Source organism: uncultured Slackia sp. (assembly GCF_959608125.1).
Classification (GTDB): Bacteria; Actinomycetota; Coriobacteriia; order Coriobacteriales; family Eggerthellaceae; genus Slackia.
In genome coordinates this window covers 115,020-128,177 of the sequence record NZ_CAUHPG010000002.1, presented here as the reverse complement: position 1 = coordinate 128,177, position 13,158 = coordinate 115,020, and the positions used below count along the sequence as shown (strand labels likewise).

Below are 13,158 nucleotides of genomic sequence, written 5' to 3'. Positions count from 1 at the left end.
TTCGTGGAAAAAACAAACGAAGCGAAAAAAGGCGGAATGAGCCGCATGCAGCTGCTGATGCTCGGCGGCATGCTGTTCTCGATGTTCTTCGGCGCAGGCAATCTGATCCTGCCGCCGCTGTTGGGCTTGCAGGCGGGTACCGACGCCGCCCCCGCCACGGCGGGCTTCTTGGTGGCAGGCATCGGCCTGCCCGTACTGGGCATCATCGCGGTGGCCCTGGTGGGCGATATCCGTCAGCTTGCCGGTCGCGTGCATCCTCTGTTCGCATCGGTGTTCATCGCGACGGTCTATCTGACCATCGGCCCCTTCCTGGCCATTCCGCGTACGTCTACCACGGCGTTCGAGATGGTGAAGCCTCTGATCCCGGGCGGCGACTCGTTCGTGGTCGCCGCGGTGTTCTCGGTGGTGTTCTTCGCCATCGCGTTCTTCCTGGCGCTTCGCCCCGGCATGTTGTCGCGTATCCTGGGCCGTTTCTCCGCTCCCGCGTTGATCGTCCTGATCGCGCTCGTGGTGGGTGCGGCTCTGTTCGCGGGTGCGGCCGACGCGCCGGCGCCGCGCGCTCCGTATGACGGAAACGCCGTGTCCGAGGGCTTTTTGGCGGGCTATCAGACCATGGACCTGCTTGCCGCCCTGTGCTTCGGCATCGTGGTCGCTTCCAACGTGAAAGAGCACGGCGTCACCGACCCCAAGAAGGTGACGGGCGCCATTTCCGTCGCGGGCATCATCGCGGGTGTCCTCATGGCCGCCGTGTACTGCGGCCTGTCTTTCGTGGGCCTTTCCATGGCGTCGTCCATGCCCGACGCCGCCAACGGCGCCGAGATTCTGGCCGCTTCCGCCAACCTGCACTTCGGTGCCGCAGGCTCCGTCATCGTGGCCGCGATCTTCCTGCTGGCTTGCCTGAACGTGTGCACGGGTCTCATTTCGTGCTGCTCCGAGTACTTTTCCGAGGTGTGCCCTCGCGTTCCGCTGCCTGTCTGGGCCGCTATCTTCGCGGTGTTCAGCTGTTGCGTTTCGCTGGTCGGTCTCGATTCGATTCTGATGTTCTCCGCTCCGCTGCTGGGCGCTCTGTATCCGCCGGCCATCGCCATGATGGTCATGGGCCTTGCCCACAGCGTGTGCGACAAGTCGCCCCGCATGTGGCCGTGGGTCGTGCTGTCCACGACGGTCGTCAGCGTCATTGTGGCGCTGCGCGATGCGTTCGCTCCCGACATGTGGATCTTCCTGGATGCGCTGCCGGGCGCCGATATGGGTCTGGGATGGATCGGCGTAGCCGTCATCGCCGCCTGCGTCGGCGCGCTGCATTCTTCGATCGAGAAGAAGCGCGCGTAAGCATATGCTCAAGCCTGAGGGCCGCCGTTCGTTCGGCGGCCCTTTTTGCGTTGCGGCGGGGCCTTCCGAGGGGCAGAAAAGAAAGTCGAAAAAATTTTAAAATTTCTCTTGGCATATGGGTAAGGCTTCTGTATACTAACAACTCGTTGCAACGGCAACAAACAACACGGGGTGTTAGCTCAGTTGGTTAGAGCGCCGGCCTGTCACGTCGGAGGTCGCGAGTTCGAGTCTCGTACATCCCGCCATCTGAATTCGAAAGAGTCGCTTCGGCGGCTCTTTTTCGTTATGGAACGTATGTCGCTTCCGTTCGCGTAACGCCTCGATTTTTCCCTAAGAAATTCCCGACCTCGTATTCGGGGTTCTTGTTTCGTCGGACGTTTCGGACGGTTGCCGTGCGCATGGAAAAAGCCCGCGTCCTGGATTTGTTTCCAGGACGCGGGCTTCGGTCGCTTGCGGGCCTCTTGCGGACCGCTTATACGGGGCGTCGCGTTTAACGCTGACGATAGTGGGCGAAGAAGTCTTGCAGGCTGTCCATGGCCTCGGCCAGCACTTCGATGCGCGGCAGATACACGATGCGGAAGTGGTCGGGTTTGTGCCAATTGAAGCCCTGGCCGCGTGTGATGAGAATCTTCTTCTGATGCAGCAGGTCGAGCGCGAACTGCTCGTCGTCGGTGATGTTGAACTTCTTCACGTCGATTTTGGGGAAGATGTAGAACGCCGCCTTCGGCTTGACCACCGAGATGCCTTCGATGTCTTTCAGGGCGTTGTAGACGAACTCGCGCTGCTCGTAGATGCGGCCGCCCGGCACCACATAGTCTTTGACGCTCTGGTGTCCGCCGAGGGCCGTCTGCACGATGGACTGCGCGGGCACGTTGGAGCACAGGCGCATGTTCGAAAGCATATTGATGCCCAGCATGAAGTCGCGCGCGCAGCGCTTTTCGCCCGACATGATCATCCAGCCCACGCGATAGCCCGCGATCATGTGCGATTTCGACAGGCCCGAGAACGTGACGCAGAACAGGTCGGGGGCGAGCGACGCGATCGAGATGTGCTCCTCGCCGTCCATGACCAGGCGATCGTAGATTTCGTCGGAGAAGATCATGAGCTGGTGCTTGCGCGCCACTTCGACGATTTCCTCGAGCACCTCGCGCGGATACACGGCGCCGGTGGGGTTGTTGGGGTTGATGATGACGAGCGCCTTGGTGCGTGGGGTGATCTTGCTTTCCATGTCGGCGATGTCGGGATACCAGTCGGCCTGCTCGTCGCACAGATAGTGCACAGGCGTGCCGCCTGCCAGCGTGGCGCACGCGGTCCACAGCGGGTAATCGGGCGAGGGGATCAAAATCTCGTCGCCGGTGTCCAGAAGGGCTTGCATGCACATCTGGATAAGCTCGGATACGCCGTTGCCGGTATAAATCGAATCCATGTCCACGTTGGGGATGTGCTTGATCTGGGCATACTGCATGATCGCCTTGCGCGCCGAGAACAGGCCGCGCGAGTCGGAATAGCCTTCGCATTCGGGCAGCTGCATGCGCATGTCGGCGATAACCTCGTCGGGCGTGCGGAATCCGAACGGCGCCGGGTTGCCGATGTTGAGCTTGAGGATGTGCTGGCCTTCGCGCTCGAGACGGGCCGCTTCGTCGACGACCGGGCCTCGCACGTCGTAGAGCACGTTGTCGAGCTTGGACGATTTCTTGAATTCACGCATCTGGGGGCTCCTTGAAGAAGAAGGGGAGGGCTGGTTCGGGTCGTCGGCGGTCGCAGGCCGCGCGTCGGCTCGCGTATCGGGCGCTTTTCCGGGTTCTGATCGCTGCGCGGCGCTCGGGGCCTCTGCGCGCTCCGTGCGGGCGGCTTGCGTGGCGTTGCGTGCGGCGGCGCGGCGCGGCGGCAGGGCGGGCTTTTCGCCGTCGGTGCCGCGCAGAAGCCATGCATCGTCTACATCGAGGATCGCCGCAATCAGAGCCGCTACGTCTTTGCGCGGAATGGTCTTGCCGCTGACGTATTGGCTCACCTGGCTTTTGCCGAGCTTCGATCCACGCGCGGCGGCGGCGCCGATTAAATCGGTCTGCTTCATGCCCGCGTCGGCCATGGCGTTTTTCAAACGGTCGGAAAAGGTCTCGGAAGTCACGGACCCTCCTTTGCGGTCGGATTGAACCGGATAAAGCTAAAAGTTCAATTTCGTTCATATAAGTTCAATTTTCGTGCAGTCTAGCACAGATGAAATTGAACTTACTTACGATTCGGTTCAATTTCACCCTATCCGGCGAACGGCCGCTTCGTGCGGCGCCAAGGCGAAGAAAAGAAAAGGCGCGCAGCCGAAGCCGCGCGCCTTACGTCGTCGTTGGTTTCGCGTGAAGCCGTTAGATGAGCTTGCCTTTGCAGTGGTCGATCATGTGCTGCAGCATCTGGGCGGTCCAGCCCTGGAAATCCTCCTTGCGCAGCTTCATCTCGCCGTCCACCAGCTCGTGGTAGGAAATCTTGGCGCGGTCGTAGCGCGTGGTGATGCTTGCTTCATCGCGGGTCAGGCAGCCTTCTTCGGCCCTGAATGCGCCCAGGCCCAGCAGGAGCTTGGGGTTGTACATGACGTGCGGTCGGTCCTGCTCGTCGAGGTAGGCGACGACGGCCTTGGCCTCGCCGATCTGGTTGGCCGCCAGGCATGCCGCGCCTTCGGTGGCGAGCAGGGTGTCCACCAGGTCCTGGGCGATCCGCTCGTCGGCCGGGGTGGCCTTCTCGCACGGTTTGGTCAGGATCGCTTCGTCTTTCACGAGCTCTTTGATCATGGGATGTCCTTCCCGTAGGGTTTCGAATCGTCCGGCTATGGTATCACGCTTTCGCCGCCGCCGCTCCGACTTGCGGCCGATGCGCCGGCGCGGGGCCGCCTACCTCGTTTTTTTCGGCGCGTAGGAGCGTTTTCGTGCGAAAAGATAGAGCGCGATCATAGAAACGCCGGTTATTCCCCATGTCACAGGATAGACCGTCATGAGATGGTCGAAGGTCGGAGCCGTTTGGAACAGGGTGAGGACGTAGGCGATCCTCAACACGCACGACCCGAGAATCACGACGACGGTCGGCGTCACCGACCACCCCATGCCGCGCATGCCGCTTGCGGCCACCTCGTACGTGGCGGTCATGCATTCCAGCAGCTCGACGCGCCACATGCGAATCGAGGCGTATCCGAGCGCGGCTGCTTCGGTGGTGAAAATGCCGAGCGAGAGATCCTCCATGCCGACGAAGACGGCGCTCAGCGCGGCGGCGGATACGATGGCGCCCGCCAAGCAGAGCTTCATGGCCTTATCGCACCGGTCGAATTTCTCGGCGGCGAAGTTCTGTCCGACGAAGGTGACGGCCGCCTGGGCGAAGGCGCTCACGAAGAAATACGTGTAGTATTCGAAGTTCATCGCCGCCGAAGACCCTGCGGCGGCATCGGTGCCGAAGCCGTTGATGAAGGCCTGGATGATGACGTTTGACACCGAGAATACGACGCTTTGCAACCCGGCGGGAAGGCCGATGTAGAGGATCATCTTCAACGAAGGGAAATCGATTCGGAGTCTGCGCGGGTCGAGCCTGAAGGCTTCTTCTTCGCGCAGGAGGAACCATACGACGAGCATGGCGCTTGCCGCATTCGATAGGTCCGTTGCGATCGCTATGCCCGCCACTCCCGCATCGAACACGACGACCGCCGCGTAATTGAACGCCACGTTGAGGGCTACGGCAACGGCCAGGGCGTACAGGGGCCTGCGCGTGTCGCCCTTCGCTCGAAGCACCGCCGACCCGAAATTGTAGATGAGGAAGAAGGCGATGCCGGCGAAGTAGATGCGCAGATAGCACGCCGCTTCGTCGCGAGCGTCGGAAGGCATGGACACGGCGTCGAGGATCGGGTCGGTTATGCATACGCCGAACGCCGTGAGCAATGCCGAGCTGACCAGGGCGAGCACCGCCGTGGTCTGCACGGCGTCTTTGATTCTGGCCGTCTCGCCATGCCCTATGCGGATTGCGATCGCCACGTTCGATCCGATGGACAGGCCGACGAAAAGGCCGATGAGCAGCGATATGACGGGTGCGACGCCTCCTACGGCGGCAAGCGCGGTATTGCCCACGAAACGGCCTGCGAAGACGGCGTCGGCGGAATTGAAAAGCTGCTGCAGAATGCTGCTCAAGGCGAGAGGCACGGCGAATACGATGATCTTCCCGAGAAGGGGGCCGTGGAGCATGTCGATGCCGTTGCGTTTTTTCGGTCGATCGCCTGAAGCTGTTTTCATGTGTTCGGCTTTCCGTCGTTTTCGTCGTTTCGCGCCCGGTCGGCGCATATGCGAGTTTACGTGTTCGTGCGCGCTCGAAGTCAAGCGTCGCCGACGTCGTTTTACGCGGAATTGATGCGCGTCGCCCAAGGGTTCGCCCATCCGGCGGCCTCGTCGCCCTTTTTCGACGGAAGCCCTGTCCCAGACGGTGCGGCATCGGCGGCATGCGGCGAGTTGGAAAACGGTTTTGCAAAATGTGTTGACAAGATGCCCCCCGTACCGTGTAATGCGCTGCGTGCAGTAACGACTGCACGGCAGGACAGGGGCAAGAAGTCCTGCGAATGTAATGACCGATGGGTGTCAAAAGGAAGGTAGAACCATGGGTGACAACGTCGTATTGGCGCGCAATACCGAAGACGCGCCGAAGTGCCCGATGTCTTCTCAGACCGTGGCGTTCTCGCACTACAACAACATCTCCGCTCAGCTGGGCATCGACCCGGCAACCGGCGAGCTCGTCGAAGGCGGCGTGCTCGAACAGGCCGCCCAGGCTTTCGCGAACCTCGAGTCCGTCGTCGAAAGCATCGACCATGTTCTCAACGACGTGGTCCGTATCACCGTGTTCGTCAAGGACATCCGCGACATGGATGACGTCGACGAAGTCCAGAAGATGTTCTTCCCGACCTACGCCCCCACGCGTACCGTGGTGGCCGTCGACGACCTGCCGTTCGGCGCCCTCGTGCAGATCGAGGCCCTGATCACTAACGGCGAGGGCACCATTCCCAACGAGCCTCAGGCGGGCGACCTGCTGAAGTATGTCAACAATACCCACGCGGCTCCGATGAACGTGATGTCTTCCCAGACCGTGGCGTTCTCCCACTACAACAACATCTCCGCCCAGCTGCCGATCAACCCCGGCACCGGCCAGATCGTCGAGGGCGGTATCAAGGCCCAGACCGCTCAGTGCCTCAAGAACATCAAGGCCATCCTGAACAGCGTCGACGTTCCGTTCGACGACATCGTCAAGATCACCGTGTTCCTGCGCGACCTTGCCGATCTGGATGCCGTGAACGAGGTCTACACCACGTTCTTCCCCGATTCCGCCATCGCGCGCGCCGTCGCCTACATGCCGGCTCGCACCGTGGTCGAGGTCGCCGACCTGCCTCTGCACGCGCTCGTGCAGATCGAGGCCGTGGTTTCCCACGGCGACGGCACCCCGCCGCAGGCCGTCGAAGACCGCCATGGCCTGATTCTCGAGGCTAACAACACCGACGCCGCTCCGAAGTGCGCCCTTTCCACGCAGACCGTGGCGTTCTCGCACTACAACAACATCTCCGCCCAGTACGGTATCGACCCCGCCACCGGCAAGCTCGTCGAAGGCGGCGTGAAGGCCCAGGCCGTCCAGGCCCTGAAGAACATCAAGGCCATCATCGAATGCGTCGATCACGTGATGGAGGACGCCGTCAAGGTGAACATCTACGTGAAAGACCTCGCCGACATGGACGCCGTGAACGAGGCGTACAAGGAGTTCTTCCCCGAGGGAACCCCTGCCCGTCGCGTCGTGGGCGTGAAGAATCTGCAGGGCGAGGCCCTGGTCATGATCGACGCCATCTTCGGCAACTTCGAAGGCACCCCGCCGGTGAAGTAGATCCGATCAGGACAGGCTTTGCGGCAGGCGCGACGCACGGCGTCATGCAGTGAAATGAAAAGGACCCGAGAGCATTCTCGGGTCCTTTTCATGTGCGGGCGGCGACGAGCGCGTTGCGCGGGGCTAGCGTCCTTCGATGCTTTCGAGCATATCGATGGCCAGGTCGAGTCCCAAGACGATGCACTCGTCGCACGGGCGCAGCGGCGTGGCGCCGTCGGTCGTCTTGATGTCTGCGCACAGCGTGGAGCCGACGGTTTCGCGGAAGCGGTCGACCATCTGCTTGGTCAGCGCATAGGTGTCCTGCTTGCTGGTGGGGTCGTCGTAGCCGTTGCTGCGGGCGAGCCCCGCCACCATGGCCGCGCCTGCGATGGCGCCGCAGGTCTCGGTGAAGCCGCCCATGCCGCCGCCGAGGCCTTCTGCGGCGCGGAAGACGTCGCGTTCGTCGGTATTCACGAACGGGGCGAGGGTGCAGGCGACGCATTGCGCGCAGTTGAAGTTGCGGGCGTGCAGCTCGAGCGCGTGCGCGGCGAGGGCTTCGCGGTCGAAGGCGGGACGGGCAGGGTTTTCGGTAGTCATGGCATCTCCTCGGGCCGTTGTTCTGCTGTGCTATGGATTGTACGCCGCCGTGCGTCCCGTATGAACGAGTTCGGTATTTCGATCGAAACTCGGGCATATTGCATGGGTCGCCGCCGAATGGAGTACAATAAACGGATGCTTAGTCAACAACGAGCCGAAAGGACCGTCATGAGCGAAGAGTTGTATGTCGACGGCTTGGGGCTTGCCCCGGGCGTCATGGAAACCATCGTGGCAATCGCCGCTAAAGAGGTCGAAGGCGTCGCGAGCGTTGGTTCTTCGACGTTTTCCGGCATTCGTTCGCGCTTCGTGTCCAACGCGGCCGCCCAAGGCATCGAGGTCAGCATGAACGAGACCGAGGGCGTCGATATCGCCGTGCATGTCGATGTGTATTTCGGAAGGCCCATTCCTTCCGTCGCAGCCGAGGTGCGCCAGGCCGTCGCCGATGCCGTGGTCACGCAGGTCGGATTCAAGGTGTCTTCGATCGATGTCTATGTCGACGGCATCCGCTTCTCGGCATAACGCATAGCACGTATATAAGGATAGGGAATAGATGAAACGTCACGAGCGCTCTTTGGCGCGCCGCTGCGCGCTGCAGGTTCTGTATCAGAGCGAGATTCTGAACAAGCCGGCCGACCAGGTAGTCGAAGAAGGCCTGGTCCCCGATGAGGCAGGCATGGGCGATTACGCGCGCATGCTCATCATGGGGGTTTCTTCGCACAAGACCCAACTCGACCGCATCATCAGCGTCAGCTCGCAGAACTGGGCGATCGACCGCATGCCCGTGGTCGACCGATCCATTTTGCGCCTTGCCGCGTTCGAATTGAAATACGTGGACGATGTTCCCGTGTCGGTCTCCATCAACGAAGCTGTCGAGCTGGCCAAGGAATTCGGCGGTGAAGACGATTCCCATCGCTTCGTGAACGGCATCTTGGGCCGCATCGCGCGCGATAGCGAATCCGGCATCGATCCGACGCAGGTCGCCGAAGAGGAGCCTGTCGCCGGCCAGGTCGAGGGCGCAGGTACCTCGACCGACGCGCCGGTTCAGCCCGAGCCCGCGAAGGCGGACGAGGTCGCCGAGTAGCATGGATGCCGACGAGCAGACGCGCTCCGGCTTCGCTGCCATCAGAGACCGCCTCGACGAGATAGCGGCGCAGGTGCGCAGCGACGACATGCCCCTCGATGCCGCGCTCGATCTATACGACGAGGCGGTGAAGCTCGGTATGAAGGCGACGGAGCTTCTGGAAACCATCGAAGAGGGCGATCATGCCGAGTCAGGAGAAGAGGCGCGATGACGCCTCTTCCAGCCACGTGGCAAACACCCGCAAGCTAAGGCAGGATGTATGGAACACCGCATTCTTGACATGATATCGTCCCCTGCAGATCTCAAGCTCCTCACCGATGAGGAGCTTGCTATTCTCGCCTCTGAAATACGCGAGCAGATCCTCGAGACCACTTCGAAAAACGGCGGCCATGTGGCCCCGAGCCTCGGCGTGGTCGAAATCATCCTGGCGTGCCACAGCCTGCTCGACTGCCCTCATGACAAATTGCTGTTCGACGTGGGCCATCAGTCGTACGCCCACAAGCTGCTCACCGGCCGCCTGGATATTTTCGACACGTTGCGCCAGTACAAGGGCATGTCGGGTTTTCCGAAAGCATCCGAAAGTCCCTACGATGTGCATCCTTCGGGCCATGCGTCCGACTCGGTGTCGGTGGCGCTCGGCCTTGCCATGGCGCGCGACCTGCGCGGCAGCGACGAGAAGATCGTCACGATCATCGGCGATGCGTCCCTTTCGGGCGGCATGGCTTTCGAGGCCCTCAATCACGCCGGTCAGCTGCAGACGCCCATGGTGGTTATCCTCAACGACAACGAGATGTCCATCTCGCGCAACGTCGGCGCGTTGGCCAAATATCTCGGCCATAAGCGTGCATCGCGCGAATACACCCAGGCCCGCGACGGCATTCAGAGCGCGCTCGAGGCCCAGGGCGATTGGGGTCACGGCTTGGTCGATTTCGGTCGCAACGTGAAGGACTCGATCAAGCAGATGATCATCCCCGGCGAAATGATTTTCGAAAAGCTGGGCTTTCTGTGCACCGCCCCCGTTCCGGGCCACGACATCACGGCGCTTAAGCACACGTTGCGCGTGGTGCTCGACGCCGAGGTCCCTGTGCTCATGCATGTGGTCACGAAGAAGGGCATGGGCTATGAGCCGGCCGAGCGCCGCCCCGATGTGTTCCACGGCGTGGGCCCGTTCGACTTGGCTACCGGCGAGGTGAAGAAGTCATCGTCTTCCGCTCCCAAATACACAAGCGTGTTCGGCAAGGCCCTCGTGCGCGAGGCGGCCGCCAATGAGGACATCGTGGCCATCACGGCCGCCATGAAAGACGGCACGGGCCTCAACGAGTTCGCCGACAAATATCCGAAGCGCTTCATCGACACGGGCATCGCCGAAGAGCATGCCGTGGCGCTTGCCAGCGGTCTTGCTATCGGAGGCAAGAAGCCTGTCGTGGCTATTTATTCCACATTCATGCAGCGTGCGGTCGACCAGCTGATCATCAATAACGCCTTGCCCGATCTCGACGTGGTGTTCTGTCTCGATCGCGCCGGTTTGGTGGGCGATGACGGCCCCACGCATCACGGCGTGTTCGACATCGTGTACACGCGTATGATCCCGCATATGAAGGTTATGGCGCCTTCCGATGAAGCCGAGCTGGTGCATATGCTGCACACGGCGCTTTCGCTGCACGGCCCGGTCACGTTGCGCTACCCGCGCGGCGAGGCTCGCGGCGTCGAATTGCCCGAAACCCCGCAGATTCTCGAGGTGGGCAAATCGCGCACTACGCGCGAAGGCGACGATGTGGCCATCCTTGCGTTCGGTCGCATGGTGCAGGAGGCCGAAGGCGCATCCGATATCCTGGCCGCCGAAGGCATCGGCGTGCGCGTGGTCGACATGCGCTGGATCAAACCCTTCGACGAAGCCGCCGTGCGCGCCGCCGCCGAGGAGTGCTTGCTGGTGGCCACGGCCGAAGAAGGCGTGGTCGAAGGCGGCATCGGCGAGGGAATCTTGGAGGATTTGGCCGCCAACCCGCCCGCGAAAGTGCCGCCCATCTTGACGTTCGGCATTCCCGATCGTTTCGTCAGCCAGGGCAAGGTGCCCTTGCTGCATAAGGAAGTGGGCCTCGACGCCGAGAGCATGGCGAATCGCATCCGTGAAAAGCTTGCGTCCATGAGGGAAGCCTAGGGGCGCTGGGTCATATCGCAACGCAAGGAGGCGACGGAATTCTATTCCGTCGCCTCCTTCTTATGTGCTCGAATGCCATGTTCCGGTGTCGCTCGGCATGCGGCATCGAGTTAGCGCTGCCAGACCTCCGTGCCTGCGATGCTGACATTCGTTATGTCTTCAGGTGCGGCGAAGACGTCGAACACGTAGGTTTTGTGGACGCTCGTGGTGCCGTTATCGTTGGCGCGGCTTGCCGAGCCGCCTTCCGTCGCATCGATCACGGTGCCGTCGGCCAGAGAAATCAGGATGGGCAGATTCAGAATGCGGTCCATTTCTGTTTCGTTCCAGTCGGACATCTTGCCGCTGTCCTGGTCTTGCCAGTCCATGACGTCATGTGCCGTGTAGTCGACGGTGATGCCGATGGGGGAGATGGCCACCGAATCGATATCGGCGCTCAGTCCGTTGTAATCGACGGAGAATCCGGCGGGAAGGTCGATGGTCGTATCGTCGTAATTCATCGTGAACTTGAGGTCCCAAGTGCCTTCGACGAGGGTGCGCAGACCATTTACGTCGTCGAGTACGCAGAGGTTTTCAAGATGCACGCGAGCGGTGTTGCCGATGATGCCTTTGCCGTTGAAGGTGTCGGCGGACATGCTTTCGACCATCTGAATGGCGTTGTCGTTCGGGTCGGCATCGTAGAAGTGGATGCTTCCGCCTCCGCCGTTCATCCAGTCGATATGAGTGCCCGAGGGGCCTTCGAACATCAGAGGCAGCGTGCCCGCATCGTTCGGGGTCACGTCGAAAGGCTCGCCGTCGTCGCGCGCGATGCTGAACACCACGACGTAATTGTAGCGGTCGCCCACCACGGCGTCTGCGGTCACGGTGACGCCGTTGCAGGTGGCGGATGCGCCGATGGGACGGCCGATCGCATCGATGACCTCGGTGGATGCCGGCGCGCCGTTGAACATGTCGTCGAGCAGCCCGTTCACGGTGGTCAGCGTGCCGGTCGCGGCGATCGCGCCGGCGCTTCCCACTACCAGGGCGCCCGCGAGGCTTGCGGCTGCGACGAGTTGCCAACGTTTCTTGAAGCGCGGTGCGCGCCTGTTCGTGGCGTGCGTCTGCGTGGCGGCGGGTGCGGGCACGGCGGCGGCGTCTGTCTCGCGTGCTTGGCGTTCGGCGATGGCCTGGGCCAGATCGTTTGTCATGCGTTCGGATGCTTCTTCGGAAAAGGCCATGGAGTCAAGGGCCTGTCGATATGTTTTATGCATGATGGCCTCCAGAGAGACTGAGGGTCGGTAGGAGAGGTCCCGTCGCCCGACGTGTCGGCGACGGGATGCGGGATGCCGCGAGCGCATTAAAGCGACTGCGTTGCGCCATGTGCGGCGTTCGTTGCCTTTCGGAATATCGACGGCGCTCGTGCCGCATGCTTTTTCGCAACGGGGTCGTCGTCTTCGGCTCCGTCGTTCGGTTCGGGGCCTAGCTCGGATGCCGCATCGCCCAGCAGGGAACGCAGCTTCGTGCGTCCGCGGCTCAAGTGCGCGGCTACCGCAGAGGCGCTGCGGTCGGTGAGGGCGGCTATCTCTGCGATGGAATACCCTTCGTAGTAGTGCAGATAGATCGATTCGCGGTATTTTTCATCGAGCTTCATCACCGCGTCGAGCACGTCGCTTCCCTCGGGCTCTTCGGGCGCTTTACAGTCGGCGGCAGCTTCGAGCGGGGCCGAGGTGCGACGATAGGAATTGCGAAGCAGGTCTTTGCAGGCATTGGCCGTCGCGCGCACCACCCAAGCTTTCTCATGCTCTGCGCTCTGGAACGGCTCGCTTCGTCCGATCAGCTTCATGAGGACGTTCTGGCAGATATCTTGCGCATCGTGCGTCGATTTCAGATATGTGAAGCTAAGGCGTAGGATTAGGTTCGAATACGTGGCGACCAGACGTCGTGCTTCGATTTCGGGATCGACGTGCACATTGCGGCGGCATGGTGCGGCGGCGTGCGCGTCGTATCGGTTGTTCATGCGCATGGCGCCCTCCTTCGGTTTGTTCGGTGTGCTTTGCAACGTTGCTCGCTTACAATACGAATGAGCGATGCGTTTTTTGACATCGCTTGAAAGAAAAAACGATTTTTCGAAGATGCCGTGCTGCGGCTTTGCGTC

The 13,158-nt window shown here is 61.6% G+C and carries 12 protein-coding genes and 1 tRNA gene; 7 read left to right on the top strand and 6 right to left on the bottom strand.

Translation table 11 applies throughout. The annotated features are described in order from the left end of the window. The first annotated feature begins 36 nt into the window (after positions 1-36). Together brnQ and Q6E04_RS01325 are read left to right on the top strand one after the other, a co-directional pair. Positions 37-1,329: a branched-chain amino acid transport system II carrier protein gene (brnQ, locus tag Q6E04_RS01330; protein ID WP_303249032.1), complete on the top strand. Its 1,293-nt coding sequence runs from the start codon at positions 37-39 to the stop codon at positions 1,327-1,329. A 168-nt stretch (positions 1,330-1,497) separates the two neighbouring features. After that, a tRNA-Asp gene (locus Q6E04_RS01325) sits at positions 1,498-1,574 on the top strand. A gap of 245 nt (positions 1,575-1,819) precedes the next feature. Here the strand turns inward: Q6E04_RS01325 and Q6E04_RS01320 are convergent. From Q6E04_RS01320 to Q6E04_RS01310, 3 genes are all read right to left on the bottom strand, one after another. Continuing rightward, positions 1,820-3,457, bottom strand: coding sequence for an aminotransferase class I/II-fold pyridoxal phosphate-dependent enzyme (locus tag Q6E04_RS01320; RefSeq protein ID WP_303249031.1), 1,638 nt, complete (start codon positions 3,455-3,457; stop codon positions 1,820-1,822). Between the two features lie 232 nt (positions 3,458-3,689). Next, a complete protein-coding gene (locus tag Q6E04_RS01315; RefSeq protein ID WP_303249030.1) occupies positions 3,690-4,109 on the bottom strand; it encodes a peptide deformylase in 420 nt (139 codons plus the stop codon). A 99-nt stretch (positions 4,110-4,208) separates the two neighbouring features. Continuing rightward, on the bottom strand, positions 4,209-5,588 hold the full coding sequence (locus Q6E04_RS01310; protein ID WP_303249029.1) for an MATE family efflux transporter: 1,380 nt from the start codon (positions 5,586-5,588) through the stop codon (positions 4,209-4,211). A gap of 358 nt (positions 5,589-5,946) precedes the next feature. Between Q6E04_RS01310 and Q6E04_RS01305 the strand changes: the two genes are divergently transcribed. Continuing rightward, on the top strand, positions 5,947-7,212 hold the full coding sequence (locus tag Q6E04_RS01305; protein ID WP_123198085.1) for a RidA family protein: 1,266 nt from the start codon (positions 5,947-5,949) through the stop codon (positions 7,210-7,212). Positions 7,213-7,335: 123 nt separating this feature from the next. Here the strand turns inward: Q6E04_RS01305 and Q6E04_RS01300 are convergent, their stop codons facing one another. Beyond that, positions 7,336-7,788 carry a C-GCAxxG-C-C family protein gene (locus Q6E04_RS01300; RefSeq protein ID WP_303249028.1) on the bottom strand — a complete coding sequence of 151 codons (453 nt, stop codon included), beginning with the start codon at positions 7,786-7,788 and terminating at the stop codon, positions 7,336-7,338. Positions 7,789-7,956: 168 nt separating this feature from the next. Between Q6E04_RS01300 and Q6E04_RS01295 the strand changes: the two genes are divergently transcribed. Genes Q6E04_RS01295 through dxs form a run of 4 tightly spaced genes read left to right on the top strand, consistent with a single transcriptional unit; the run spans position 7,957 to position 11,027 of the window. Next, positions 7,957-8,307, top strand: a complete 351-nt coding sequence (locus Q6E04_RS01295; RefSeq protein ID WP_303249027.1) for an Asp23/Gls24 family envelope stress response protein — start codon at positions 7,957-7,959, stop codon at positions 8,305-8,307. A 31-nt stretch (positions 8,308-8,338) separates the two neighbouring features. Then, a complete protein-coding gene (gene nusB, locus Q6E04_RS01290) occupies positions 8,339-8,869 on the top strand; it encodes a transcription antitermination factor NusB (RefSeq protein ID WP_303249026.1) in 531 nt (176 codons plus the stop codon). Position 8,870: 1 nt separating this feature from the next. Further along, entirely contained in the window at positions 8,871-9,080 is a 210-nt protein-coding gene (locus Q6E04_RS01285; protein WP_303249025.1) for an exodeoxyribonuclease VII small subunit, read from the top strand. A gap of 48 nt (positions 9,081-9,128) precedes the next feature. Further along, complete coding sequence (gene dxs, locus Q6E04_RS01280; RefSeq protein ID WP_303249024.1) at positions 9,129-11,027, top strand: 1-deoxy-D-xylulose-5-phosphate synthase; 1,899 nt, start codon at positions 9,129-9,131, stop codon at positions 11,025-11,027. A gap of 110 nt (positions 11,028-11,137) precedes the next feature. Here dxs and Q6E04_RS01275 read toward each other — a convergent pair whose 3' ends face one another. Together Q6E04_RS01275 and Q6E04_RS01270 are read right to left on the bottom strand one after the other, a co-directional pair. Continuing rightward, complete coding sequence (locus tag Q6E04_RS01275) at positions 11,138-12,211, bottom strand: DUF4179 domain-containing protein (protein WP_303249023.1); 1,074 nt, start codon at positions 12,209-12,211, stop codon at positions 11,138-11,140. 149 nt (positions 12,212-12,360) lie between these two features. Further along, a complete protein-coding gene (locus tag Q6E04_RS01270) occupies positions 12,361-13,026 on the bottom strand; it encodes an RNA polymerase sigma factor (RefSeq protein ID WP_303249022.1) in 666 nt (221 codons plus the stop codon). Positions 13,027-13,158 lie beyond the last annotated feature (132 nt).

Bases quoted from the DNA above. Each gene is read 5' to 3' on its own strand.
- brnQ (WP_303249032.1), top strand. From the start codon at position 37: ATGAGCCGCATGCAGCTGCTGATGCTCGGCGGCATGCTGTTCTCGATG.
- Q6E04_RS01315 (WP_303249030.1), bottom strand. From the start codon at position 4,109: ATGATCAAAGAGCTCGTGAAAGACGAAGCGATCCTGACCAAACCGTGC.
- Q6E04_RS01310 (WP_303249029.1), bottom strand. From the start codon at position 5,588: ATGAAAACAGCTTCAGGCGATCGACCGAAAAAACGCAACGGCATCGAC.
- Q6E04_RS01305 (WP_123198085.1), top strand. From the start codon at position 5,947: ATGGGTGACAACGTCGTATTGGCGCGCAATACCGAAGACGCGCCGAAG.
- Q6E04_RS01300 (WP_303249028.1), bottom strand. From the start codon at position 7,788: ATGACTACCGAAAACCCTGCCCGTCCCGCCTTCGACCGCGAAGCCCTC.
- Q6E04_RS01295 (WP_303249027.1), top strand. From the start codon at position 7,957: ATGAGCGAAGAGTTGTATGTCGACGGCTTGGGGCTTGCCCCGGGCGTC.
- nusB (WP_303249026.1), top strand. From the start codon at position 8,339: ATGAAACGTCACGAGCGCTCTTTGGCGCGCCGCTGCGCGCTGCAGGTT.
- Q6E04_RS01285 (WP_303249025.1), top strand. From the start codon at position 8,871: ATGGATGCCGACGAGCAGACGCGCTCCGGCTTCGCTGCCATCAGAGAC.
- dxs (WP_303249024.1), top strand. From the start codon at position 9,129: ATGGAACACCGCATTCTTGACATGATATCGTCCCCTGCAGATCTCAAG.
- Q6E04_RS01275 (WP_303249023.1), bottom strand. From the start codon at position 12,211: ATGACAAACGATCTGGCCCAGGCCATCGCCGAACGCCAAGCACGCGAG.
- Q6E04_RS01270 (WP_303249022.1), bottom strand. From the start codon at position 13,026: ATGCGCATGAACAACCGATACGACGCGCACGCCGCCGCACCATGCCGC.